This window comes from Brevibacterium mcbrellneri ATCC 49030 (genome assembly GCF_000178455.1).
GTDB lineage: Bacteria > Actinomycetota > Actinomycetes > Actinomycetales > Brevibacteriaceae > Brevibacterium > Brevibacterium mcbrellneri.
Window position 1 is genome coordinate 1 of record NZ_ADNU01000096.1, and the last position, 24,770, is coordinate 24,770.

The 24,770-nt window shown below is 58.4% G+C and carries 21 protein-coding genes; 5 read left to right on the forward strand and 16 right to left on the reverse strand.

All coding sequences use genetic code 11. The annotated features are described in order from the left end of the window. The first annotated feature begins 180 nt into the window (after positions 1 to 180). Genes HMPREF0183_RS11740 through HMPREF0183_RS11750 form a run of 3 tightly spaced genes read left to right on the forward strand, consistent with a single transcriptional unit; the run spans position 181 to position 4,360 of the window. Complete coding sequence (locus tag HMPREF0183_RS11740; RefSeq protein WP_005886483.1) at positions 181 to 2,040, forward strand: alpha/beta-hydrolase family protein; 1,860 nt, start codon at positions 181 to 183, stop codon at positions 2,038 to 2,040. A 6-nt stretch (positions 2,041 to 2,046) separates the two neighbouring features. Continuing rightward, positions 2,047 to 3,147, forward strand: coding sequence for an OpgC domain-containing protein (gene opgC / locus HMPREF0183_RS11745; protein WP_005886485.1), 1,101 nt, complete (start codon positions 2,047 to 2,049; stop codon positions 3,145 to 3,147). Between the two features lie 37 nt (positions 3,148 to 3,184). Further along, the gene (locus HMPREF0183_RS11750) at positions 3,185 to 4,360 is read left to right on the forward strand and encodes a pyridoxal phosphate-dependent aminotransferase (RefSeq protein WP_005886487.1); all 1,176 of its coding nucleotides are present in this window, start codon (positions 3,185 to 3,187) and stop codon (positions 4,358 to 4,360) included. 10 nt (positions 4,361 to 4,370) lie between these two features. Here the strand turns inward: HMPREF0183_RS11750 and HMPREF0183_RS11755 are convergent, their stop codons facing one another. Both HMPREF0183_RS11755 and HMPREF0183_RS11760 read right to left on the reverse strand, forming a co-directional pair. Continuing rightward, positions 4,371 to 5,171 carry a thioesterase family protein gene (locus HMPREF0183_RS11755; RefSeq protein ID WP_005886489.1) on the reverse strand — a complete coding sequence of 267 codons (801 nt, stop codon included), beginning with the start codon at positions 5,169 to 5,171 and terminating at the stop codon, positions 4,371 to 4,373. Positions 5,172 to 5,202: 31 nt separating this feature from the next. Further along, the gene (locus HMPREF0183_RS11760) at positions 5,203 to 5,754 is read right to left on the reverse strand and encodes a 4'-phosphopantetheinyl transferase family protein (RefSeq protein WP_005886492.1); all 552 of its coding nucleotides are present in this window, start codon (positions 5,752 to 5,754) and stop codon (positions 5,203 to 5,205) included. A gap of 78 nt (positions 5,755 to 5,832) precedes the next feature. Between HMPREF0183_RS11760 and HMPREF0183_RS11765 the strand changes: the two genes are divergently transcribed. Both HMPREF0183_RS11765 and HMPREF0183_RS11770 read left to right on the forward strand, forming a co-directional pair. After that, the gene (locus tag HMPREF0183_RS11765) at positions 5,833 to 9,702 is read left to right on the forward strand and encodes a Pls/PosA family non-ribosomal peptide synthetase (RefSeq protein ID WP_005886494.1); all 3,870 of its coding nucleotides are present in this window, start codon (positions 5,833 to 5,835) and stop codon (positions 9,700 to 9,702) included. 8 nt (positions 9,703 to 9,710) lie between these two features. Further along, complete coding sequence (locus tag HMPREF0183_RS11770; RefSeq protein WP_005886496.1) at positions 9,711 to 11,015, forward strand: M1 family metallopeptidase; 1,305 nt, start codon at positions 9,711 to 9,713, stop codon at positions 11,013 to 11,015. Here the strand turns inward: HMPREF0183_RS11770 and HMPREF0183_RS11775 are convergent. The 14 genes from HMPREF0183_RS11775 to HMPREF0183_RS11840 form a co-directional block, all read right to left on the reverse strand. Continuing rightward, complete coding sequence (locus HMPREF0183_RS11775) at positions 11,012 to 11,473, reverse strand: GNAT family N-acetyltransferase (protein ID WP_005886498.1); 462 nt, start codon at positions 11,471 to 11,473, stop codon at positions 11,012 to 11,014. The two genes, HMPREF0183_RS11770 and HMPREF0183_RS11775, sit on opposite strands and share 4 nt — an antisense overlap. 9 nt (positions 11,474 to 11,482) lie before the next feature. After that, positions 11,483 to 12,820: an MATE family efflux transporter gene (locus tag HMPREF0183_RS11780; protein ID WP_005886499.1), complete on the reverse strand. Its 1,338-nt coding sequence runs from the start codon at positions 12,818 to 12,820 to the stop codon at positions 11,483 to 11,485. Positions 12,821 to 12,886: 66 nt separating this feature from the next. Next, positions 12,887 to 14,548: a class I adenylate-forming enzyme family protein gene (locus HMPREF0183_RS11785; RefSeq protein WP_005886501.1), complete on the reverse strand. Its 1,662-nt coding sequence runs from the start codon at positions 14,546 to 14,548 to the stop codon at positions 12,887 to 12,889. A gap of 60 nt (positions 14,549 to 14,608) precedes the next feature. Next, positions 14,609 to 15,808: an acetyl-CoA C-acyltransferase gene (locus HMPREF0183_RS11790; protein WP_005886503.1), complete on the reverse strand. Its 1,200-nt coding sequence runs from the start codon at positions 15,806 to 15,808 to the stop codon at positions 14,609 to 14,611. 12 nt (positions 15,809 to 15,820) lie between these two features. Then, the gene (gene fabG, locus HMPREF0183_RS11795) at positions 15,821 to 16,570 is read right to left on the reverse strand and encodes a 3-oxoacyl-ACP reductase FabG (protein WP_156798294.1); all 750 of its coding nucleotides are present in this window, start codon (positions 16,568 to 16,570) and stop codon (positions 15,821 to 15,823) included. 85 nt (positions 16,571 to 16,655) lie between these two features. Then, a complete protein-coding gene (locus HMPREF0183_RS11800; RefSeq protein ID WP_005886507.1) occupies positions 16,656 to 17,291 on the reverse strand; it encodes an L-threonylcarbamoyladenylate synthase in 636 nt (211 codons plus the stop codon). Between the two features lie 3 nt (positions 17,292 to 17,294). Further along, entirely contained in the window at positions 17,295 to 18,512 is a 1,218-nt protein-coding gene (locus HMPREF0183_RS11805; protein WP_005886510.1) for an AI-2E family transporter, read from the reverse strand. Further along, positions 18,512 to 20,023 (reverse strand): ribosome biogenesis GTPase Der, encoded by a 1,512-nt coding sequence (gene der / locus HMPREF0183_RS11810; protein WP_005886512.1) that lies wholly within the window; start codon positions 20,021 to 20,023, stop codon positions 18,512 to 18,514. The genes HMPREF0183_RS11805 and der overlap by 1 nt, the downstream gene beginning before the upstream one ends. Next, positions 20,020 to 20,700, reverse strand: coding sequence for a (d)CMP kinase (gene cmk / locus HMPREF0183_RS11815; RefSeq protein ID WP_005886514.1), 681 nt, complete (start codon positions 20,698 to 20,700; stop codon positions 20,020 to 20,022). The genes der and cmk overlap by 4 nt, the downstream gene beginning before the upstream one ends. Next, complete coding sequence (locus tag HMPREF0183_RS11820) at positions 20,697 to 21,785, reverse strand: prephenate dehydrogenase (RefSeq protein WP_005886515.1); 1,089 nt, start codon at positions 21,783 to 21,785, stop codon at positions 20,697 to 20,699. The genes cmk and HMPREF0183_RS11820 overlap by 4 nt, the downstream gene beginning before the upstream one ends. Beyond that, a complete protein-coding gene (locus tag HMPREF0183_RS11825; protein WP_005886517.1) occupies positions 21,782 to 22,597 on the reverse strand; it encodes a pseudouridine synthase in 816 nt (271 codons plus the stop codon). Before HMPREF0183_RS11825 ends, HMPREF0183_RS11820 begins: the two co-directional genes overlap by 4 nt. Next, on the reverse strand, positions 22,594 to 23,145 hold the full coding sequence (gene scpB / locus HMPREF0183_RS11830; protein ID WP_005886519.1) for an SMC-Scp complex subunit ScpB: 552 nt from the start codon (positions 23,143 to 23,145) through the stop codon (positions 22,594 to 22,596). Before scpB ends, HMPREF0183_RS11825 begins: the two co-directional genes overlap by 4 nt. Next, positions 23,120 to 23,905, reverse strand: a complete 786-nt coding sequence (locus HMPREF0183_RS11835; RefSeq protein WP_050775427.1) for a segregation/condensation protein A — start codon at positions 23,903 to 23,905, stop codon at positions 23,120 to 23,122. The genes scpB and HMPREF0183_RS11835 overlap by 26 nt, the downstream gene beginning before the upstream one ends. Further along, positions 23,902 to 24,753: a ParA family protein gene (locus HMPREF0183_RS11840; protein ID WP_245527169.1), complete on the reverse strand. Its 852-nt coding sequence runs from the start codon at positions 24,751 to 24,753 to the stop codon at positions 23,902 to 23,904. Before HMPREF0183_RS11840 ends, HMPREF0183_RS11835 begins: the two co-directional genes overlap by 4 nt. Positions 24,754 to 24,770 lie beyond the last annotated feature (17 nt).

Sequence of the window (24,770 nt, forward strand, 5' to 3'; positions counted from 1 at the left end):
ACCTGGCCATGAACGATAAACCAAAACCGTTCAGCCTAAGCGTCACAGGACGTCAACGTAATGACCCACACCGACCTTTGCTGGCCCACAGCAACCCCAGCAACCCACCTCTACATTTGTGTAGGCTAAAGACATCGTTCCTTAAGCGATGCATCCCTTGACACCAAGAGAAAGCGACACGTGGTGAAACGTATTGCCGCCGCTTTTGGTCACGCGAGCTCCTGGACCGCGCTCACCCCTAGCCTCATTCCCCGCACGTGGTGGATGACCGCCATCAACGTGGCGGTCAACGCGTACGCCGGGCAAAAAGCAGGCGAACTCGCTCACGCTCTCCTCAACCGAAACCGCCGAAACGCCCCTGCCACCTCTTCCCGCACACAACACCCCGCACAGCACCGCCCACAACACCCCTCACACCCCAACAAGTCCACCTCCCCCGCTCCCCCCGGCTTCCGGATCGCACGCCCAGCCACTCAAAGCGTGAGCCGTAACATCGCACTCCTCTCCCTTGCAGGTGCAGGGTCCGCCTTCGCCATCTCTCGGTCAATCCGTGAACAAGAAGACATTGCGCAACGCACCAACGACCACACCGTCTCTGTACGCGAACACGTTTTCGGCTACATCGTGGGCGAACTCGCCTGGCTGAGTCTTGACCTCGCTTCACTCGGCATGAACCGACTCCGCCAACGCCTCGAACGGCGACTACACACACGCCTGCCGTTCATGCCCGAACTGGTCATCACGGCGCTGTCCGTGGGCGCAATGGCGTATTCATCGCGCAAACTCATCAGCACTATCCTCTTCCGACTCGCTGAACAAGCTGTGCGCTCTGACTTCGCTCGCCCATCACTGGCCCGCCGCCCCTCCGAACCACAACGCTCAGGCTCGCGCTACTCACAAGAACGCTTCTCCACCCTGGGCTATCACGGACGCGACTTCGTCGCCTCAGGCCCGCGAAAAGACCGCATCCAAGCGACACTCAAACGCACCTCGGGAAAATCACACACCCCAACCGACACCGCCCACGAACCCATCCGCATCTTCATTGGGCGCCTTTCCCACCCGGACCTCTCAGACGCAGCAGAAGCGGCAGTTCGCGAACTCGACCGCACTGGCGCGTTCGACCGCGAAGCCCTCCTCTTAGTCACCAACACCGGATCGGGCTGGACCCCACAGTGGTCAGTCGAAGCCTTCGAATACCTCATGGGCGGAAACTGCGCATCGGTCGCAATCCAATACAGCTTCGCAGGTTCATGGCTCGCGTTCCTCATCCACCGCGACCAAGCCATCTACGCCAGCCGCGCGCTACTAGAAGCCGTTGAGCGTCACCTCAGCACACTCGACAAGCACTCCCGCCCCCGCATTTACGTCACCGGCGAATCGCTTGGTGCCCTGGGTGGCCACGGCGCCTTCACGAGCCTCACCGACATGCGACAACGCGTGGACGGCGCCCTCTGGACGGGAACCCCACGCACCACTCCTATTTTCAAGAACCTCATCGCATCGCGCCACGTCCTCTCTCCGGAAATCCAACCAGTCATCGGCCGTGGGAGCCGCGTGCGTTTCGTACAAAAACCCAAACAACTCAAAGAGTCACCCCTTGGCCCGTACCGCCCCTGGATTGGGTCGCGCATCGTGTACGCTCAGCACCCATCCGACCCAGTCGTCTGGTGGTCCCCTTCCATGGTCATCCGCAAACCCGACTGGCTACGCGAACCCCGCGGAAAAGACGTGAGCCCGTACGTGGTGTGGTTTCCGTGGCTCACATTTTGGCAACTGCTTGCCGACATGCCCCGTTCGGTTCAACTGCCCGGTGGCCGCGGGCACAGTTACCACCGCGAGGTTGTGCACTATTGGAACGAAATCCTTGACACACATTTCACAAAAAAGGACTGCACAAAAATAGGTGACGCGATCGCAGACGACATTGCCCGTAAGTCCACGGGCCAAGCCTGGCGCCACCCTGAACAGAACACAACACACCAGAGCATGTTCGACAAACTCTTGTGGGCTATCCTTCAGAGACGGAAGGATTCATAAACACACATGGCAACACGTTCTAAATCCCGCAGAATCGTGGAGTTTGATCTCGTGCGGGGCTTCTTCATCATGGTCATCACACTTGACCACTTGGCGTACTGGCCTTCCCCTCTTGCATTTTTCTCCGGCAAGGGGTGGCTCTGGGTCAGCGCTGCGGAAGGGTTCTTCCTCATTTCCGGTTTTCTTATCGGCTACATTCGTGCGTACAAAGGGCGACACAAGGACCTGTGGCCAATAACTAAGAGTCTGTGGCGTCGCGCTCTCAAACTCTACGTTTGGGGCGTGGGCATCACTCTTTTCCTCAGCGCAATCACCGTTATGGTTCCCCCGGACAACGTCAACACCCTGCCATCGCTTCCTCCAGAAGACTCCTCGGCGGGATCCACTATTGTGAATGCTTTGCTCATGCGCACATTCCACGCGTGGATTTTCTTCCTCCGCATGTACACGGTGATGCTTCTGGTCACGCCCCTGTTCCTCTGGCTCGTCCGCAAGGGCAAGCTGTGGATAGCAGTAATTGCGTCAACAGTGTTGTACGCGGTCAGTCTGTTTTTTGACGCGCCCGAGGCGGTCGTCCAGTGGCAGCTGTTGTTCTTCTTGGCAGCGGCGTTGGGTTATGTTTTTACCCCTGTTCGCAACTGGATGGCTGAGCACCTGACGTGGCGTAACCTGCTCATCGTGGGTCTCGTTTCTGTCACCGCCGTCACAATGATCCTGAGCGGAATTGCGATCCACGGAGAATACCTGATGAACCGGATTGGACTGGGCGAGTTTCAATCTGCCCTGTACCACTGGGGAAGCGGCGCTTTCTCTAACTTCCCTATGCAACCGGGCCGGATGATTCTCGCGTTCATTTGGTTTGGTGGTTTTCTCGCGTTTTTCCACGTGTTCCGCGACCCCATCATGAAGTATCTGGGCTGGATCTTGGTTCCATTCGGCAAGTACTCACTGACCGCTTACTGTTTACAGGCGATCCTGTTGCCGTTTATTGTCATCGTCACTGAAGCGAGCGGGCCTCTGTGGAACATGTTCATTGGACTACTCACGCTCATGCTGATGTGGTTGTTGATGAAGAGTAAGCTTGTGCTTAAAATCATGCCCCAGTGACAGGCACTCGCAACCACGTAATCAATGAGGACTACTTATGCCCAAACTCAGCCAGACTGCGCACAGCTTCCCCGACTCTGAAATCCGTCGCATCTTTGAGCTTTCGCTTGAACTCGACGATGTTATTCCGTTAAGCGTGGGGGAACCTGATCTTCCTGTCCCCCAGCACATTCTGGAAGCCGGAGCTCGCGCGTTTAAGGACGGCATGATTCGGTACGCGCCTAACTCTGGAATCATGCCGTTGCGACGTGCACTGGCAAAGAAAGTGACTGAGTTCAATAAGTACCCGGTTGACCCGGACCAAATCCACATTGGTGCGGGAGGTTCTAACTCGTTGCACATGGCTATGAGTTTGGCGCTGGGCCCCGGTGACGAAATTCTGGTTCCCGACCCTGGCTACGCCACTTTTTTCATGACTCCCCGCACCGTGGGGGCTACCCCTGTGGGCTACCCCTTGAAGGCTGAACACGGTTTTATCCCACAGATCGAAGATCTCAAGAGCTTGGTGACACCTAACACCAAAGCCATTTTGCTCAACAGCCCGTCGAACCCGCTGGGTGTTGTTTTTGAACGCGACGTTATGGTCGCGCTCATGGACTTCGCAAAAGAATATGACCTGTGGGTCATCAGTGACGAGGTGTATGAGTACTTGGTGTTTGACGGCGAGTTCATCTCACCTGCCACCCTTGACCACGACAACCGAGTACTGTCCGTATATTCCTTCTCAAAAACTTACGGAATCACGGGCGGTCGCGTGGGGTACTTGGTCACGCCTCCTGGAATGACGAGCCGGGTAGGCGCTTTGCAGGAAGCGAACGTATCGTGCGTGAACACACCTGCTCAGTACTCGGCCTTGGCCGCTGTTGAAGGTCCCCAAGACGACGTCCACAAGGCCCTTGAGCACTACCGCACAAACCTGGCCCGCGCACGCGAAGTCCTGGACGCCAAGAACATTGAGTACCTCACTCCGCGTGGAGCCATCTACCTGTTCATTAACATGTCCCACGCCACGGGTGGCGACGTGAGCACATGGGCCGAAAACTTCCTCCTCGAACACAAGGTCGCTCTGGCCCCTGGCACAGCTTTTGGCCAGCACGGTGAAGGCTGGGTGCGCGTGTGTTTTGCAGGTGACACCGACTTCCTCGTAGAAGGTTTGTCACGTTTGCCGTCGCGGCCACAGGAGAACGACGAAGAGCCCCGCCCACAGGAATAAGCAACCCGCGTTACAACTTTGAGTACACCAGCTGGTGGCTGACAGCCAGAACCTCACCCGATTGTGTCCACAGTTGGGCCGTCTGGTCGTGCAAACCGGACCCGAACCACTGAGCCCGTGCTGAACACAGGATGTCGGTCCCGGCCGACTCCAGCACGTGCGCATCGGCTGACACGTACGTGGTAATCGTGATGGTTCCGGCCGGTAGCCACTGCCCTGCTCGCAAGAACGACCGGGGGAAAAACGTGTCGGAGGATGAAACAAGGGCTGCGTAGTCCCACGGACGGCCATCAGCGTGACGAAGCCAATACGTGGACGTTGTGTCGTCCTGTGGTCCTTCCGCGATCTGTTCCCAGCCGCCTTCAACGAACCGAAGTTCGTAGTTGTTTGACCATTCCGGTCGCTCTTCACCGTCGGCGACAGCGTACTCTTCCGGCGCGCCCACAGATGGGAACGGGATCTCGTTGGCACGCAACTCACCACGTTCTGCCACCAGCAACACCGTGGCTGTCAGCGGCGTGTTCTCGCCTTGGTGACCCTTGACAACCCAGTGTTGGTTTGAGGAGTTGGTGCGCACGCATTCAAGCTCCAACTCATAGTCGCCTTCACTCAATGGTGACGTGAAGTTCGTGGTGATTGCTGCGAGCCTGCCTTGCGCGTCAGGGTGTGTCTGCACGGCGTTGCAGATGGTGGCAACGGTGATCCCGCCGAATGGCCCCACCATGTTGTGAAACTTTGGGTGGGTGCTGGCGTGTGCCCGGTTGCCTTCAAAGCTCACCGCGATTGCCTGGTCAAAAACTGATTCCGTCATGCGCGCCTTCCTTATGCGTGTGTTCCGCACGTTACTCCCTGCCGTGACCGCCTGCCGGATTCACCGCGAGCGCAGCCACATAGTCTTCCGTCACCATATCGGAGACCGTGATCCAGGGGTGTGATGTGCATTCCGCGTCTGTTGGCGGCCCGCACTCAATCTGGGCAGGCTCATACGCACCAAATCCGGTGTGCATGCTTTTGAGGACTGCTTCTTTGCGCACCCAGGCGCGCAGAAGTGCCCGGCCGAGGTCGTCCTCGGGTAGGTCTGTGAAGTGCGGGCGTTCGTGGGGGCCCAGGATGTGGGTGAAGGTGTGGGGTGGAACCTTGAGGGCGTCCGCAGGTTCGATGTCGATCCCGATCCAGCCAGTTTCGCCTGGTGTGAGAATTGCAACAGCCGTATATGGGTGTGACCGAGAAACCGAACATTCCACCTCGAACGTGCCGTCTGTAACGGTGAGATTGCCGCGAGCGTGGGTATGAACCTGAAGGTCACGCGGGTGTATGCGGTAGTGGTGGGAGACAAGTTCGACGAGCACCTGATCTGCCGACACATCTGTATCCCGCACAATTCGCGCGTCCACTCCCCCGCCTCCGTTCAATCTGACGCCGTGAATTTTTGTACCATTAAGGCGACTTCAAAGCCCTACCCAAGGTGGTCTGTGAACACGTACGCGCCCCAATTTCCGGCCGGTCACCTCGCGAGTGAACCCGGAACACTTATCGACCTCATTTTAAAGAACGTCGCGGAACACCCGGACACTCCAGCGATCGACGATGGCACGACGGTACTCACATACGCAGAACTCATTGAGCAGATGCGCTCGTTTGGGCTCACCCTTCACGAACACGGTGTGGGCCCCGGTGACAAAGTTGGGGTACGCGTCTCCTCTGGTTCAGTAGACCTGTACGTGTCGATTTTGTCGGTTCTCATGATCGGCGCGGCCTATGTCCCTGTCGATGTTGACGACCCTGACGAACGCGCCCGCACAGTCTTCGAAGAGGCCAACGTCGCAGCCGTCATCACTGACGGCCCCACGATCACCAAAGTCACCACCAGAGAAACCCCGCCCGAACTCCGCGCCCCGGTCCCGGAAGACGACTGCTGGGTGATTTTCACCTCGGGATCCACGGGTAAACCCAAGGGCGTTGCCGTGACGCACCGGTCAGCGGCCGCTTTTGTGGCCGCCGAATCCCAAATTTTCTGTCAAGACGAACCCCTTGGCCCGTCTGACAGGGTCCTGGCTGGTTTGTCTGTGGCATTCGATGCGAGCTGTGAAGAAATGTGGCTCGCATGGGGTCACGGAGCCTGCTTGGTCCCTGCTCCCCGCGCGTTGGTGAAGTCTGGAATGGACTTGGGACCGTGGCTTGCCAGCCGCCGCATTTCGGTCGTCTCTACGGTCCCCACGTTGGCGGCCCTGTGGCCACCGGAAACCTTGGACAATGTGCGTCTCCTCATTTTTGGTGGGGAGGCCTGCCCACTTGAACTTGCTCAGCGTCTGTCGGACGGCGACCGTGAAGTGTGGAACACGTACGGGCCCACCGAGGCCACCGTAGTCGCGTGTGCCGCCCCGCTGGGCGAAGAGCCGGTGCGAATTGGACTTCCTTTGGCCGGTTGGGACTTAGCTGTCGTCAACCCAGAGACCGGAATCCCGGTTGCCGAAGGTGAAACGGGCGAACTCATCATCGGTGGAGTGGGACTTGCCCGCTACCTGGACCCGGAAAAAGACGCCGAAAAGTACGCCCCTATGGAAACACTGGGGTGGGAGCGAGCATACCGTTCCGGTGACTTGGTCATCAACGACCCTGCCGGCCTGATTTTCGTGGGCCGAGCCGACGAGCAGATCAAGCTGGGCGGCCGCCGCATCGAAATGGGTGAGGTTGACGCTGCCCTCCAGTCGCTACCCGGCGTCCACGGTGGCGCAGCCGCGGTAAAGACCACCTCGGGTGGGGTTCAACTGTTGGTTGGTTACTTGGCCCCTTCGCCCGGTGTTACTGGTGACGCGCAACAACTCGAAGCCTGGGCCCAGCAACTCCGTGACGTGCTACCTCCTGCCCTTGTTCCGCGCCTAGCCATCGTGGACGATCTGCCCACAAAGACCTCGGGCAAGGTCGACCGCAACGCACTCCCCTGGCCGCTTCCCGGCATGGAAGTCACTGACGACTCCGGGGACGTCCCCGCCGCATACGCGTGGATCGCCGAACAGTGGGAGGCCACCCTGGGCGCAGCCCCCGGCATGAACACCGACTTCTTCAACGCCGGTGGCGGGTCCTTGGCGGCCGCTCAACTGGTGAGCCGGCTACGCACCAACTTCTCGGCCATCACGGTCGGTGACATTTACGCGCACCCCCGCTTTGGGGCACTTGCTGAGATGTGCACGGGCACCGAACCCACCACTCAGCGTTCCGAACGCACAGTCAAACGCACCAGCCGGTTTATGCAGTGGATGCAAACGCTCCTGGGCATTCCAGTACACATTTTGGCAGCGATGCACTGGATCGTCATGACGCTGGCCGCAATGAACGTGTTCGCGCTCATGGGCGCCCCAGTTGTCACTACGTCGTGGTGGCTGATCGCCGTTCTGTACCTGGTCTTCGTCACCTCGTGGGGACGCATGTTGGTGTCTGCCGCGTGTGCGCGCCTGCTCCTGGGCAGCCTCAAACCCGGCGTGTATCAGCGCTCTGGGTGGGTCCACCTACGCTTATGGTTGGCCGAACACATCGCCGACAACGCTTCTGCTGTCTCAGTGGGTTCTGCCCCGTGGGTCACGTGGTACGCGCGCCTGTTGGGTAACAAGTTGGGGCGCGATGTTGACCTCCACTCCATCCCGCCGGTGACCGGAATGCTCACCTTGGAAGAGGGTGCCGCCATTGAGCCCGAGGTGGATCTCAAGGGCTGGTGGGTCGACGGAGACCTGTTGCGAGTTGGCCCCATCCACGTGGGCAAGTATGCCGTTGTTGGTTCCCGTTCGACTCTCATGCCAGGCACGCGCGTGGGCTCGGAAGCACGGGTGGCGCCTGGTTCGGCGGTAACAGGCAAAGTGCGCAAAAAGCAGGTGTATTCCGGTTCGCCTGCCCAGCGGACGTCGAAGAAGCACCACCGCTGGCCCGCACCACCTGAGAAACGTGCCCACTTGCCGTTCTTGTTGTATGCGATCGGTTCGGTACTCCACGCGTTGATTCCCTATTTGGCAGCAGTGCCACCCATTGCACTCATGCTATGGATTTACGGTGTTGAGGTGATTACCCAACCGCTGACCCTTCTGGCCTGGTCGCCTCTCCTGGCGCTTATCTGGTTTGCTTTCACCGCCCTGTTTGTTCTCATCGCGGTGCGCACGCTGTCTATCGGTTTGCGCGAAGGCACGTATCCAGTGCGTTCGCTCATGGGCTTTAGGGTCTGGGCTACCGAACGCATCATGGACATGGCCCGCGACCTCCTGTTCCCCATGTACGCCGGTCTGATCACGCCTGTCTGGTTGCGTCTTTTGGGCACCAAGGTGGGTTCAGGTGTCGAAGCTTCGACAGTGTTGTTGGTTCCTAAGATGACGCACATCGCTTCCGGCGCGTTCCTCGCTGATGACACCATGGTTGCCAGTTACGAACTGGGTAACGGGTGGATGCGTATTGGTCACGCCAAGGTGGGTAAGCGCGCGTTCCTGGGTAACTCTGGGATCGCGGCGGCCGGGCGCAGAGTTCCAAAGAACGCCCTGGTTGCGGTGCTTTCGGCAGCTCCGCCTAAGTCGAAGAAGGGCAGTTCGTGGATTGGTTCGCCTCCTGTTGAGCTCAGGCGCGCCGAGGTGGCAGCCGACGAATCGCTCACGTACGCACCTCCGAAGAAGCTCAAGGTGGCGCGTGGAGCGTGGGAGACTCTGCGTCTGTTGTCCGTGGGTGTGGCTGGACTCATGGTCGCTGGAGTAATCCTCACGCTCATGTGGATCACCCAGGCGGGTCACTCAGCCCTGTGGGCCATTTTGTTGTCTGGTGTCGTCATGATGTGCGCCGGTGCTGTTGCCGCCGGTGTCGCAGTGGTCACTAAGTGGCTGTTTATTGGCCGTATCCCCGCGGGTGAACACCCTCTGTGGTCGTCGTTTATCTGGCGCAACGAAGTCGCTGACTGTTTTGTCGAACTCATTGCAGCCCCGTGGTTTACCCGCAAAGCAGTGGGCACTCCAGCTCTCGTGTGGTACCTACGTGCACTCGGCGCCAAAATTGGCCACGGTGTGTGGTGTGAAACCTACTGGCTACCAGAAGCCGATCTGGTGGTCTTGGAAAACAACTCCACGGTGAACCGAGGGTGCGTGGTGCAAACGCACCTGTTCCACGACCGTGTCATGTCGCTTGACGCTGTGACCTTGGAAGACGGTGCTACCCTTGGGCCCAATAGCGTGATTTTGCCGGCTGCTACGCTGGGCCGGTCATCGACTGTGGGACCCACGTCCCTGGTGATGCGTGGGGAGTTCGTTCCCGCGAACGCGTACTTTACAGGCAACCCAGTTGTCCCCTGGGTGGATGCGCCTGTTGATCAAGAGTAAGGATTTTTGTGACTGACCCGTATCTGCCGCAGAGTGGGAGCACTTCATACAAAGTTGCGCACTACGATCTGCGGTTGGACTACCACACTGCCCCGAACCGTTTAAACGGAATTGCGACACTCGAGATTGAACCTCTTGAAGCCGTGAGTTCTTTTAAGCTCGATCTGTCTGGACTCACAGTCACCAAGGTGTACGTCAATGGCAAGACCGCCCGGTTTAAGCAGTCCCCTGGTCAAGTCACCGTCCGGTCCGCGCTCACCCCAGGAAAACCTGTTCGAGCCGAAGTTCGCTACAACGGAAATCCCGCTCCCGCCATGGGCACCTGGGGCGATGTGGGCTGGGAAGAACTCGAAGAAGGCGTGCTGGTTGCTGGCCAACCCAATGGTGCTTCCACGTGGTTCCCATGCAACGACCACCCGCGCAACAAGTCCACGTTCACCATCACAATCCTGTCCGACTCCGATTACGCTTCGATCGCAAATGGGACTCTCACATCTACCCGGCGTAAGGCATCACGCACCGAGTGGGTGTGGGATTGCCAGGTCCCCATGGCCACGTATCTGGCTACCGTCCAGATCGGTCCCTACAAGATGGGGCCGCTTGAACCGGGACAGCACCGGCCGTCCCGTGTCCCCCTGGCACTAGCGACGTCTGAGCACAACTGGGCTAAAGCACAAAACTTCTTGAGCCTGCAGCACCAGATGATGAACGTGTTCGAAGATCTTTTTGGCCCCTACCCGTTCGACCGTTATGGCGTAGTGGTGACCAACGAACACTTAGAGATTCCGCTTGAGAGCCAACCTCTGTCGATTCTGGGCCCCAACCATGTGGGCCGGTCCTGGGAGGCCGAACGTCTGGTCGCACATGAACTTGCTCACCAGTGGTTCGGCAACTCTGTCAGCCTCACCACGTGGTCTGATATCTGGCTCAACGAAGGTTTCGCGTGCTACTCCGAATGGCTGTGGGCAGAGTCAAAAGGCCACCAGGCAGCGTCCGGCCACGCGAAGCGCCACTGGGGCTTGCTGAAGCTCAAGCCCAACCTCATTCTGACCAACCCGGGAGCACCAGACATGTTCGACGACCGGGTGTACAAAAAAGGTGCTCTGGCACTCCATGCGCTTCGTCACCACGTGGGTGATGAGAAGTTCTTCACTCTTTTACGCACGTGGACTCGGACATTTAAGCACGCCAACGCCACCACAACAGATTTTCTCACCCTCACGAATCAGGTGTGTGGCGAGGGAACGAACGCCGTCCTCACACCGTGGCTCTACGAAAAGTCGCTCCCGCCCTTCCCAGGTGGACTGTTTTAGATCGACGCGATCATCAAGCTCGAGTTACCGCTCTCACCGGCCGTGATGTAGCCTAGCTGGGCGAAAAGTGCTGCCGCCGGATTGCCGTGATTCACTGACAGGCACACCGACTCAATTCCTTCGTCATACAGTTTCGCGTGCAATTTAGAAATCAGCTTGGTCGCAATTCCGCGTCCTTGGTACTCCGGAATGACCGCGACGCCCAGTTCAGGAATATCGTCTGCGATATACCCGTACCCATTGGGTAGAAAACGCGCCCACGCTGCACCCACAGCCTTGTCGCCGTCCCACGCAATCAACGCGTGGTCGCCTTCCCTGCCCCAGTCCTCCACATAGGAACGTGCCTGCTGGTCAAGTTCGTCAAAACTGGTATTGGTGCCAGACCAGTTGATGCACTGCAAAAGAAACGGTTCTAGAAGTTGCGATGTCGACGGCTCTGTCGCGCCACGAAAGTTCATGGCACCAGGCTAATGATCTTTCTGCTTCGCGTCGAGTACCGCAACGGCACGTGCGCGTCGAATCCACCCGTTACCGCGCATCCGGGCTCCTAAGCCCACGGCACGGAAGGCCATGAACCCAAAGCAGAAACACGCCCACAGCGCGCTAATCGTGAAGCTCATACCCATGGCCGCCCACACAAGTAGACCAAACCCGGTTGCCGCACCAAACTGCGCTACGGCCAGGTAGCGGGCGTCGGAGGCGCCCAACAGAATCCCGTCGAGCGTAAACACGTACCCTGCCAAGGGCATACTCACAGCCAGAATCAGGACCAGCCCAGCAACAGTGGAAACGACCTCGGGACTGGAGGTAAACACCCTGCCAACAAACGGGCTCAGCGCCGCCAACACAAGCCCCACAACGACTCCGAACCCAACACCCCACACAATCAGGCGAGTTTTGACAGTCTGAACCTTCTGGGTGTCGTCCTTACCCACGTACAAACCGATCATTGCCTGCCCAGCGATCGCCAACGAGTCCAACACCAACGCCAGCGAGTTAAACAGCGTCTGGGCGATCTGCACGGCCGCTAGGCTCACCGTGCCCATCACGCTGGCAACAGATACCAGCACAATGAGCGCCGCGCGCAGGCTCGCTGATCGGATGAGAAGCCAGCCCGAGGTCGTCGCCGCTGACAGCACCCCCGCCCAGTCGGGTGCCAAGGAGGCGTTGTGGCGCCGGGCTGCCCGCCCGGCGAAAACCAGGTACACCGTGCACATAGCCGCGTGGGCCAGCACGCTCCCCCACGCCGAACCAGCGACCCCGAGGCCCATTCCGTAGATGAACACCGCGTTGAGCACAATGTTGAGTCCAAAGCCGCCAGCAGCCACAACCAACGGAGTCACGGTGTCTTGCATGCCGCGCAAAAGTCCCGTCGCAGCGATCACAATCAGCATGAACGGCAAGCCCCACCACGACACGGTGACATATGCGAGCGCGCCGGAGAACACCTCGGGCGAGGGATCAAACATACCCAAAACCGGCCCCAACAGGGGCAGACCGGCCGCCACCAGCACCACGGACACCACCAGGGCCAACCACATGCCGTCAAACCCGGCACTCACGGCTCGTGTGTAGTCCCCTGCGCCCACGAACCTGGCGACACGCGGGGTGGTCGCGTAGGCGAGGAAAATCATGAGCCCCAGAACTGTCTGGATCACCACACCGGCCAGGGCGAGGGAGGCCAGCGCGTCCTTCCCCAGGTGCCCCACCATCGCGGTGTCGGCGAGCAGGAAGATGGGCTCGGCAGCGAGCGCTCCTAAGGCCGGGAGCGCTAAACGAAGAATGTCACGGTCAACAGCACGCACGGGCCCCCATTGTAGTGGGATAGCCCGTGCGTGCTGGTGATTGCGGTTCTTGTGCCGCAGTGTGGGTTACTGGTCGGCAGCGACCTCGCGCATTTCGCGGCGCAGAATTTTGCCCGAGGCGGTCTTTGGCAACGCGTCAATGAAGTTCACCTGGCGTGGCGCTTTGTAGGCTGCCAAGTGCTTGCGACAGTGCTCAATGATCTGGTCTTCGGTCACGTCCTCACCGGCCCGGCGAGTCACGAACGCGACCACGTTTTCGCCTCGGTAGTCGTCTGGCACACCCACGACAGCTGCTTCGGAAACGGCTGGGTGGAGGTACAGGACGTCTTCGACTTCACGTGGCCATACTTTGAAGCCGGACGCGTTAATCATGTCCTTCTTTCGGTCCACGATGTATACCCATCCGTCTTTGTCCATGAATCCCACGTCGCCGGTGTGCAGTTCGCCGTTCGGAATGTCGTTTTCTGTGGCCGTGGGATTGTTGAGGTAACTGAGTGCCACCATGGGGCCACTGACATACACTTCGCCCACTTCGCCTGGGTCGCAGTCGGACCCGTCCTCACGGGCAATACGCACGTGTGCTTCCACACTAGGCAGACCACATGACAGATTGCCTGACTCGGGGTCCACGGGAGCACGCAACCAGTGCGGGACCGTGATGCACTGGGCGCTGGTTTCTGTCAGCCCGTACCCTTGGCCCACATACACACCCGCGCGTTCTTCGAACTTCTTGACCAGACCTTCAGGCAACGGTGCTCCCCCAGACATGATGGAGCGGAAGGAACTGAAATCGTCCGGTGTGAAGTCCGGTTGAGCCAGCAGGGCGGTGAAAGCCGTGGCTGGTCCGGCCATGAAAACCGGGCGCGTGTCACGGAACTGCTGAAGCGCAACAGCGGGGTCGAACCGGTAGTTGAGCACCAGAGTGGCCTTTGTAGCGATCGAGGCCAAGAAAATACACACGAAACCAGTGATGTGGAAAACCGGTGCCATTTGGTAGAAGGACAGTTTCGGTTCGAACTTGTAGCGGTGCACCATCATGAGCGAGTTCACACCCAAGCCCTTGAATGACAACAGCGCGCCCTTGGACTTGCCGGAGGTTCCCGAAGTGTAACCGATGAGACCCACCTCGTCAGGGTCGTGTGCCCGTTTGCTCACGGTGACCGTGGCACCGTCGTGTTCTTTGAGCACGGTAAGGAAGTCTGGCTTACCCGTGTCGATCTGTTGCGGGAACATATCGAAGATTGCAGGTTCGTTTGTTGTGACGAAATCGTGTTCGCCCACCGTCACAACAAGCGGTATGTTTCCAGCGTGATCCTTGACTCGGTCCATGAATGCGGCTGCTGAAACGACGAGTGCCTTAACACCCGCGTCGCTGAAGATGTGATCGAGTTCGTCGCGGTACATGGGGTTGAGGGGAACCACAATTCCGCCCAGCTTCCACACGGCGATCACCGTGATCATGTAGTGCGGGACGTTCTGCAGGTACACACCCAGCGGGTCACCTTCACCAAAGCCGTTCTCAGATAGGTACGCAGCGAACGCGTTACTCATGCGGTCGACTTCGCTATAGGTCAGTTCGGTCCCGTAATAGTAGATCGCCGGGTGGTCTGGAACCTCGTTGACCGCGTCAATCCAGAGGTCGAGCGGAGGTGTCTGAGGGATAGGCGTGACATCCTCAGGGTTGTCATACGCAGTTTTGAGCCAGGGTTTTTCGTCAATCCAACTCATTGGTCACTCCTTTGTGACGTAGGCACCGGGTGACACTGTGGCCACCCGGTGTCAGGGCTTTTAACAGACTTCGAACAGTCCTGCAGCGCCCATGCCACCACCAACACACATGGTGACAACAACGTACTTAGCGCCACGTCGTTTGCCTTCGATGAGCGCGTGCCCAGTCAGGCGCGCACCCGTCATTCCGTACGGATGCCCAACTGAGATTCCGCCACCGTTGACGTTGTACTTCTCGGGGTCAATTCCCAAACGGTCACGGCAGTACAGGGCCTGCACTGCAAACGCTTCGTTCAGTTCCCACAGGTCGATGTCATCGACTGTCAGCCCGTGCTGCTTGAGCAGTTTAGGAACCGCGTACACCGGCCCGATTCCCATTTCGTCAGGCGCGAGGCCCGCTACCGCGATACCCCGGTAGATACCCAAAGGCTCCAGTCCACGGCGTGAAGCTTCAGCGTCACTCATGAGAACCGCTGCCGATGCACCGTCGGAAAGCTGGGACGCGTTTCCAGCCGTGATGCACGGAGTGTCAGACAGTTCGCTCGGCTCCAGCACCGGCTTGAGACCAGCGAGCCCTTCAAGCGTTGTGGACGGGCGGTTACCTTCGTCCTTGGTCAGGGTGAGCGTCTTTTCCGAAATCTCTTTTGTCTCTTTGTCCTGCACCAACATGGTGGATTCCAAAGGAACGATCTCGTCGTCGAACTTGCCAGCTTCTTGGGCTGCCGCCGTGCGCATCTGCGACTGGTAGGAATACTCGTCCTGTGCCTCACGGGACACGCCATACCGCTTAGCAACGACCTCGGCGGTTTCCAACATGGAGTAGTACGTGTCAGGGCGGTGCTCAACGATCCACGGGTCTTTGGTCTTGAACGTGTTCATCTTGTCGTTCTGAACCAGCGACACGGATTCGACACCGCCACCCACGGCAATGTTCATGCCGTCAACCAGAATCTGCTTAGCGGCAATCGAGATAGCCATCAGACCAGAGGCACACTGACGGTCCACGCTCATACCGGAAACCTCAACGGGCAGGCCAGCGCGAATCGCAGCTTGGCGCGCTACGTTACCGCCCTGGGCACCCTGCTGAAGTGCAGCACCGATGATGACGTCTTCAACTTCGCCACCTTCAAGACCTGCACGCTTAACAGCGTGTTCGATCGCGTGGCCGGCGAGTGTTTGCGACTGCGTGTTGTTGAACGCCCCGCGGTAAGCCTTACCAATAGGGGTACGCGCGGTTGAAACGATAACTGCGTCTGTCATGAGTCGTCTCCTTTAGTTGCGTGGCCCACCGGCGACGTAAATGACCTGGCCAGAAACGAACCCAGCGCCTTCCGATGCCAAGAACGACGTGGTGTGGGCAATGTCGTCTGGGACACCCGCACGTCCCACAGGGATCTGGGTGATGTTGAGCTTAACGAACTCTTCCCAGTCCATGCCGATGCGTTCTGCCGTTGCCTTGGTCATGTCGGTCTGGATGAATCCGGGAGCAATAGCGTTAGCGGTCACCCCATACTTCCCCAGTTCAATCGCGTATGTCTTGGTCATGCCCTGGATACCGGCTTTTGCTGCCGAGTAGTTGGTCTGCCCACGGTTACCCAGCGCCGAGGTGGAGGACATGGAAATAATGCGACCAAACTTCTCTTCCACCATGTACTTCTGCACGGCTTTGGTCATGATGAAGTTACCCGTGAGGTGCACGTCCAAGACTTTGGTGAAGCCTTCCAGTGGCATCTTGAAGAGCATGTCGTCACGGATGATGCCTGCATTGTTCACCAGAATCGTGGGGGCACCCAGTTCCTGTGCGATGCGTTCAACGGCCTGGTTTGCCGACTCTTCGTCGGTGACGTCGGCACCGATTCCCAGCGCTTTTCCGCCAACGGCTTCAATTTCTTGCACAACGTCTTGGGTGTCTTCTTCGCGCAGGTCGATGACAGCTACGTTGTGCCCGTCCTTTGCGAGTCGAAGTGCGATAGCCGCGCCAATTCCGCGAGCTCCGCCGGTTACTACTGCAGTTCTGTTCACAATCAACCTCTATTCTCCACGTCTGTGTGGTCTCTCACATTCTTAACCGAACACTCGTTTAGATGCAACCGATTCTCACGTGCGCTCAGTCCTCTTCAACAATGTCGAACAGGTCGATCGACCCTGCCCCCACTCGCCTGACAACTGGCGTGCTGCTCGAGAAGTCCACGACGGTCGAAGGAGTGGTCGCGGGGGTCCCAGATGCCACGATCACATCGACGAGTTTGCCAATTCGCGCTTCCACATCAACAGGGTCCGTCAAGGGTTCGTCTTCCCCTGGCAGCAACAAGGTGGACGACAGGATCGGCTCTCCGACCTGCTCGATGAGGTCAAGCGACAGGCGGTTTTGCGGAATCCGCGCGCCCACCGTTTTCTTTTTGGCGTGCAACATGCGCCGTGGAACCTCTTTTGTGGCTTTGAGAATGAAGGTGTAGGGCCCAGGCGTCAACGCTTTGATAGTGCGGAACGCGCTGTTGTCGACAATGACAAACTGTCCCAGCTGCGCAAAGTCGTGACACATGAGCGTGAAGTGGTGTTTGGCGCTCAGCTGCCGAATCCGCGTAATGCGTTCGATCCCATCTTTGTTGTCCAGCGAACACCCCAGCGCGTAACACGAATCCGTGGGGTACGCGATCAAGCCACCGTTATTGATGACGTCAACAACCGATGAAATCAGTCGTGGTTGCGGGTTTTCCGGGTGGATTTCAAGAATTTCAGCCATGCTTTATTTTATGGGGTCGCCCGAGGTGGGTGCTGGGTTGTCTGGGTCCTCCGGGCTTTCTGGGTGCTCTGGGCTTTCTGCGTTGGCTTCCGGCTCCACAGTTGGTTCCGGTTCCGAGGTGGGCGCTGGGTTGATGGGCTCCCCGGAGGTGGCGAGGACTTTGCCTGTGTGTTTGTTGAAGCCTGATGAGATCAGCAGGTTGATCCACCGAGCACGCGGGTCCGCGTCGACCAAGAGAGCTTTGAGCAATAAGGTTGCGGGGAGCGCCAGAAGAGCGCCCAGGGGTCCTAAAACCCAGTACCAGAACAAGAGCGACAGGAATGAAATAAAGGGGGTCACTCCCACAGATTCGCCTGTGAACTTTGGCTGGATGATCGCTTGGATCACGAAGTTGAGTGTCAGATATGCGACGACCACCCAAAACGCGTCCCACCAACCGCCTTCGAGGAGTGCCATGAGGGCGGGTGGAATCAACCCAATAATGAGTCCCACATTGGGAATGTAGTTGGTGGTAAAAGCGAGAACACCCCACACCAGGGCCAGGGGAACCCCGATAATCCACAGGGCGATGACGTCAAAAACGGCCACAATCAAACCGAAAATCGTGGCCACCACCCAATACCGCCGTACGCCTTGTCCAAATGAGCGCATTGCGAAGGAGAACTGTGGCGCCACTTTACCAACTTCCCGCAGACGCGCCGGGAACTGGAGCGAATCCATAATGACAAAGAACACAGTCATGACAACCGTTGTCAGGAGCGCGAGAATTGCCGACACATTTGACAGCACCTGGAGAACAGCGTCAGTCATAGACGAAAAGTCGAACGCGCTGAGCTGGTTCTGAATCACTTCCGGGGTCAGTCCCCACGACGTCGTGAAGCGGATGACCTCGCCGTACAGTTGCGCCAGTTTGTGCGAATAGCTCGGGAGCACAATGACAAGTTCGGCGATCGCCCATGCGTTGAGCGCAAAAAACACCACGAGTAACGCCAGCACGATCACAACCGTGATCGACGCTGCAACAATTGCTGGCACACGCTTTGAAATCAGATACGCCTGCAGTGGGTGAACCACAACCACCAGGTTGAGTGCCAAAAACACTGGAGCCACAATCGTTTGAAGCCCCTGAATAAACTGGATTCCAAACGCCAGGCCAGCGAGTCCCAAAACAATAATGAGAAATCGCGGCAACATCGCCGGGCGCGCAGAATCAGTGGCCACTACCGCTTCCTTTTTTCACGAATTCGCATGTTGATCTCAACAGGAGTTCCCGTGAAGTCAAACGTTTCACGCAATCTGCGCGTAATGAAACGCCGATACCCCGGGTCCAAAAACCCAGTGGTGAAGAGAACAAACTTGGGAGGACGCGGGTGGGCCTGAGTACCGAACAGAATGCGCGGTTGTTTCCCACCACGCAGCGGGTGCGGATTGGCAGCCACAAGTTCGCCCAGGAACGCGTTGAGACGTCCGGTAGGAATACGTGTGTCCCACCCCTTCAACGCAGCGTCCAGAGCGGGCACCAGTTTGTCGGCATGACGGCCAGTCTTCGCTGAAATATTTACGCGCGGCGCCCACGACACATGACCCAGCTGCATCTCGATCTCTTTTTCAAGTTCGAGACGACGGTCCTCATCCAGCAGGTCCCACTTGTTAAACACCAAAACCAAGGCACGCCCAGCCTCAATGACGCTGTTGATCACGCGCAGGTCCTGCTCCGAGATGGGCTGATCGGCTTCCAACAAAACCAATGCCACCTCGGCGCGCTCTAACGCAGTCTGCGTACGCAAGGCGGCGTAATAGTCAGCCCCGGACGACTGCCGCGCCCGTTTGCGGATACCGGCCGTGTCCACAAAGCGCCACTGCCGGTCCCCCAGGACCACCAGTTCGTCCACGGGGTCGCGCGTGGTTCCAGCGACATTGTCCACCATGACGCGTTCGCTACCCACAAGACGGTTCAGAAGCGAAGACTTCCCCACATTCGGGCGGCCAATAAGAGCAACTCTGCGCGGCCCGCCTTCTTCTACCATCTGGTCAACCCCGGACACTTCCGGAAGAATCTCCACCGCACGGTCCAGAAGGTCAGCAACACCTCGGCCGTGCATAGCCGAAACCGGAGACGGTTCACCCAGCCCCAGGTTCCACAGCTCAAACGCAGCCAACTCAGATCGTTCGTCATCGACCTTGTTCGCCGCCACAATCACCGGCTTGCCGGTCTTGCGGAGCATACGAACGATGTGCTCATCGGTAGACGTGATGCCTGTGTGCACATCGAGGACGAATACAACGGCGTCAGCGAGTTCAACCGCGATTTCAGCTTGTTCTGCGATTCGTGAGGCCATCCCTTTCGAATCGATGTCCCAACCCCCAGTGTCCACTAAAGTGATGTCGCGACCAGCCCAGTGAGCCGTGTAGCTCACCCGGTCACGCGTCACCCCAGGGACGTCTTCGACAACGGCTTCCCTGCGGCCCAAGATTCGGTTCACCAGGGTGGATTTGCCTACGTTGGGGCGGCCCACAATGGCAAGAATCGGTGACGGGCCCGAGGTGCCAGCGGCTTCGAGGTCCTCTGGGGACCGGTCCAGAAGTTCGCGGTCTTCGTCTTCGAGTTCGTAGTCGTCGAGCCCGGCCCGCAGGCTCTCTTCCCTGAGCCGTTCCTCATCGCCGTCAATAGCGGAAAACCGTTCGTGGAAGTCCTCGTCAGGAACGGGCGAAAAATCGGGTTCCTTGGTCACTTGTTACCGCCGTCCGCCTCTTCAACGAGCCCCATGACAGCTGCAACCGACTCATCAAAGTCGATGTGGGTGGTGTCCAGCGTGTGCACGCCTTCGGCAGCGGTGAGGAAACTGGTGGTTGCCGAATCCTTACGGTCACGGTCTGCAACCTGAGCACGCGTAGCCTCGACCGATTCTTCGGTTGCTTCGCCGTGGATCTCGCCTGCTCGACGAGCAATCCGAACGTCTTCACGAGCGGTCATGAGAATCCGAACATCGGCGTCAGGAGCAACGACCGTTGTAATGTCGCGCCCTTCAACCACAATCCCGCCTTTGTCTGCGCTCACGCGAGAAATAATGTCGCGTTGCATCTCGATGAGCTCTTCACGTGCATCGGGCACGCTGGAAACGATCTGCACATTCGTCGACACGTTTTCCGATCGGATGTCCGATGTCACATCGATCCCGTCAACTTCGACTGATTCGTGTTCCGGGTCGGTCGAGATTTCGAAGTCCACACCCCGAATCTGTTCAACCACGTCTCCTGGGTCGCTTACTCCTCGTTGCAAGCACAACCATGCCATTGCACGGTACATCGCCCCCGTATCCAAGTACCCAAAGCCGTTACGACGGGCAACCTCGCGTGAAACGCTGGACTTCCCTACTCCACTGGGGCCATCGATAGCAATAACGGTCACTTTTCCTCCTTGGGGTCGAGAGCCTGTTCCGGTAGACGCCACCCATTTTCACGTAAGCCTTGGATGAGAACTTGCACGTGAGCGGGCACGACTGAAAGTTCGACGCTACCCAGTTTAACGCCCGTCGCGTGGTCGATCCGGATGTCTTCAATGTTCACGCCCAAGTCACCAATATCGGTGAAGAGGCGGGACAGAGTTCCCGGCGCGTCGTCCACGTAGACAGTGACTGTTTCATACGTGGCAGGCGCCAGTCCGTGCTTGCCTGGAATCCGTGCCCGGCCATCGTTACCGGCCGCAAGCGACCCAGCAATTGTCCTAAGCGACCCCGGTCGCATGTCCAACGCGTCGATCACTCTATCCAGATCACCTCGGATATCGCGCAAGACCGTTGCCACCTCGGCGGCGTTACCCGCCAAAATCTGGGTCCATAACCCTGGGTCTGAATCAGCGATCCGGGTGGTATCCCTCAATCCCTGACCCGCGAGCGCAACTCCTTCTGAGGGCATATCGACCAGCTGCGCAGCCATGATCGAGGCCACGACTTGCGGGGCGTGGGAAACCCGGGCGACTGCGGAGTCGTGGAATAACGGGTCTAGGTGCATGACTGAGGCGCCTACGGCCTGAGCGATTGTCACGACCTGCTCCAGACGTTCCTGTGGCGTGTCCTCGTCTGAACACACCACCCACGGGCGCGCCATGAACAGGTCAGCCCGGGCTGCGATCGCGCCGGACTTTTCGCGTCCAGCCATGGGGTGTGAACCGATGTAGCGGTCCAATTCCCGGTCACGGGTGTGCTGTTTGACCGCGTCCAGGATGGCGGTCTTGACGCTTGCAACATCGGTGATGGTGGCGTTGGGCCATGTGCGCAGGGCGTCGACAATAACCTGGGCGACCACGTCCGGAGGCGTGGCAATGACGACAACGTCAGGGTCTTCTGGGCGAGCTACTTCGCCTGCTCCCATGTCGGCTGCGAGTTGAGCGGACGTGGGTGAGAGGTCTTCGAGCGTGACACGGTAACCGTGCCGAGACAGACCCAGGCCTAGCGAGGTGCCTAACAGCCCGGTCCCAACGATATGTACGTTCACAGATCAACTGCTTTCATGAGTTCTGAGACTTCTTCGGGGCGCAGTTGGCGCATTTTTCCTTGGCGTTGCTCGGCCAGTTCAATGGGGCCAAACTCGGTGCGCACCAGGCGTAGGACCGGGTTGCCTACCGCACTGAGCAAACGGCGCACGATCCGGTTTTTTCCAGAGTGCAGAATCACTTCCACCAGTGCTACTCCGGGTTGGGAGTCAATGAGTTTGAACGAGTCCACGCGGCTAATACCGTCGTCTAGTTCAATTCCTTCACGCAGGCGAGCTCCCACGTCCTTGGCGACGGGGCCCTTGACTTGGGCGAGGTATTTTTTGGGGATTTCATAGCGCGGGTGGGTGAGCCTGTTGGCCATGTCCCCGTCGTTGGTCAACAGGAGCAGCCCTTCTGTTTCGTAGTCCAAACGTCCCACGTGAAAGAGGCGTTCCGTGCGATCGCGTACGAACTCGTCGAGGTTGCGTCGACCTTCGGGGTCGCCCATGGAGGAGACGACTTTGGCGGGCTTGTTGAGCGCGAAGTAGACTTTTTCAGTGCTCGTTTCGATGGGCATGGAGTCGACGACGAGGCGCTGTTTCGTGGGGTCGATGCGGGTTCCCAATTCGATCACAATGTGGCCGTCGACTTCCACTCGCCCATCGAGGATCATCTGTTCACATGCTCGCCGCGAGCCCAGTCCGGCATCTGCCATGACTTTTTGGAGACGCACCCCGGAATGGGTGTGAGGGTCCGAGGTGGTTTGTTTCTGAGCGCGGGCAATGTTGGCTTCACGCTGTTTACGGCTGGGGCGTTTTTTCTCAAAGTTCATAATGTTTCCTTCGTTTCAAAGGTGGCTTCTTGTGGGACGTCTTCTGGGAGGTATGGGGCGATGGCGGGAAGTTCGTCGAGGCTGTCAATTCCCATGGCTGAGAGAAACACATGGGATGTGACGAACTGCGTGGGTCCTTCTGTTTTTGGAGCTTCAACGATGAGACCGCGCATGAGCAGGGTCCGGACCACCCCGTCGACGTTCACACCGCGGATGGCTGCGATACGGGCGCGGGTTACAGGTTGCGCATAAGCGACGACTGCCAGGGTTTCCAGGGCAGCTTGGCTGAGTTTGGCGGTCTGGCCTCGGGTCAGGAAGTGTTTGACCGTGTCGTAGTGTTCTGAGCGGGAGTAGAACTGCCACCCACCTGCCGATTTACGGATCTCGAAACCGCTGACCCGCCCTGTGGAGTGTTCGCGTTGAAGTTCTTCAATCGCCAGCTCAATCTCTTCTGGATTGGCTTCGAGCGCGGTTGCGAGTTCGTCGGTCGTCACCGGTTCGCCAATGACCGTCAGGATCGCTTCAATCCGTGTGGTCAGTGGTGTCATGTGTCCTCCCGGAGATGACGAGTGTACTCAGCGGTGCTTCTTGGTCCAGATCGATTGTGCCTGCTTTAAACAACTCCAGCAGTGCTAAAAACCGTGCGACGACCACCAGGGTGGAGTCTGCCGTCTGGGCAAGTTCATCAAATGTAATCGTCTCATGTTCGGTGAGCAAACCAAGAATGTGGGCGCGTTGTTCGGGAACGCTGACGTGTTGGAGGTGAATGTGGTCGATCGACACGGTGGGCGGGGTGGTGTCGCGGGCCAGTACGGTCGCGTACATTGCTGCCAACATCTCGGTAGTCGCCGACATGATGAGAGGGGGCAGCACGCCCTGGAAGTCGCTCATGTTCCCACTGTTAGCGACCGAATATCCAGTTTGCGTGATCCGTTCGCCAAGTTCAAAGGACACCGCTTTGTAGGCGCGGTATTGCAAGAGTCGGGCAAAGAGCAGGTCCCTAGCTTCGAGAAGTTCTAAATCGAGTTCGTCTTCGACCGTCCCCGCGGGTAGGAGGCGCGCGGTTTTGAGGTCGAGCAGGGTTGAGGCGACCAGGAGGAAGTTGGAAAGTTGGTCCAAGGTTTTGGCTGTGCTCCAGCCGGCTTCCTGGGCCGAGGTGGTAAGCGCGTTGACGTGTTCGACGAACTCGTCGGTGACTTCTGCGAGGGCTACATCGGTGATGTCGAGTTTACGTTTGCTGATGAGCCCTAGCAGAAGGTCAAACGGGCCGGAAAAGTTGTCGAGTTCAACAACGAATTCGTGGCTCAGGGAGCCCCACCTCGGGAGATGAGTTCACGAGCCAGTTGCCGGTAGGCCTCCGCGCCCGAGTGTTTGGGGGCGAAGCTGGTGATTGGTTCGGCGGCCACGGAGGCGTCTGGGAACTTGACTGTGCGGTTGATGACAGTTTCAAAAACTTTGTCATCAAACGCGTCGACAACGCGTGAGATCACTTCACGTGCGTGCAGCGTGCGCCCGTCGTACATGGTGGCCAAAATACCGTCGATTTCAAGACCAGGGTTGAGGCGGTCCTGAACTTTCTCAATCGTTTCAACCAGCAGAGCAACACCGCGCAATGCGAAGAACTCGGTTTCAAGAGGAATGATGACACCGTGCGCTGCTGTCAACGCGTTGACGGTGAGCAGACCCAAGGATGGTTGGCAGTCGATGAGAATGACGTCATATTCGTTGGCGACTTTATCCAGGGCTCGGGCCAGCACTTGTTCGCGCGCCACTTCGTTGACCAGTTGAACCTCGGCGGCTGACAAGTCAATGTTGGCCGGTAAAACGTCGATGAGCTGGTGCTCCGTGGGCTGGATGACGTCAGACGGGTTCACCCGGCTGGACATGAGAACGTTGTACACGCTCAGTTCTAAATCGTGTGGGTTGAGCCCCAGCCCTACTGACAGAGCACCCTGTGGGTCGAAGTCGACCAGAAGCACGCGACGTCCGTAATCAGCCAAGGCTGCACCCAGGTTGACCGACGATGTGGTTTTGCCCACGCCACCCTTTTGGTTGACCATCGCGATGATCCGTGCCGGGCCGTGGCTTTCAAGCGGTGGCGGTTCTGGAAATTGTCGAACCGGTCGGCCTGTGGGTCCGAGTTCCTGTTCTTCCACGCACGTGCCTTTCTTCG

Bases quoted from the DNA above. Each gene is read 5' to 3' on its own strand.
- opgC (WP_005886485.1), top strand. From the start codon at position 2,047: ATGGCAACACGTTCTAAATCCCGCAGAATCGTGGAGTTTGATCTCGTG.
- HMPREF0183_RS11750 (WP_005886487.1), top strand. From the start codon at position 3,185: ATGCCCAAACTCAGCCAGACTGCGCACAGCTTCCCCGACTCTGAAATC.
- HMPREF0183_RS11755 (WP_005886489.1), bottom strand. From the start codon at position 5,171: ATGACGGAATCAGTTTTTGACCAGGCAATCGCGGTGAGCTTTGAAGGC.
- HMPREF0183_RS11775 (WP_005886498.1), bottom strand. From the start codon at position 11,473: ATGAACTTTCGTGGCGCGACAGAGCCGTCGACATCGCAACTTCTAGAA.
- HMPREF0183_RS11785 (WP_005886501.1), bottom strand. From the start codon at position 14,548: ATGAGTTGGATTGACGAAAAACCCTGGCTCAAAACTGCGTATGACAAC.
- HMPREF0183_RS11790 (WP_005886503.1), bottom strand. From the start codon at position 15,808: ATGACAGACGCAGTTATCGTTTCAACCGCGCGTACCCCTATTGGTAAG.
- HMPREF0183_RS11800 (WP_005886507.1), bottom strand. From the start codon at position 17,291: ATGGCTGAAATTCTTGAAATCCACCCGGAAAACCCGCAACCACGACTG.
- HMPREF0183_RS11825 (WP_005886517.1), bottom strand. From the start codon at position 22,597: ATGAACTTTGAGAAAAAACGCCCCAGCCGTAAACAGCGTGAAGCCAAC.
- scpB (WP_005886519.1), bottom strand. From the start codon at position 23,145: ATGACACCACTGACCACACGGATTGAAGCGATCCTGACGGTCATTGGC.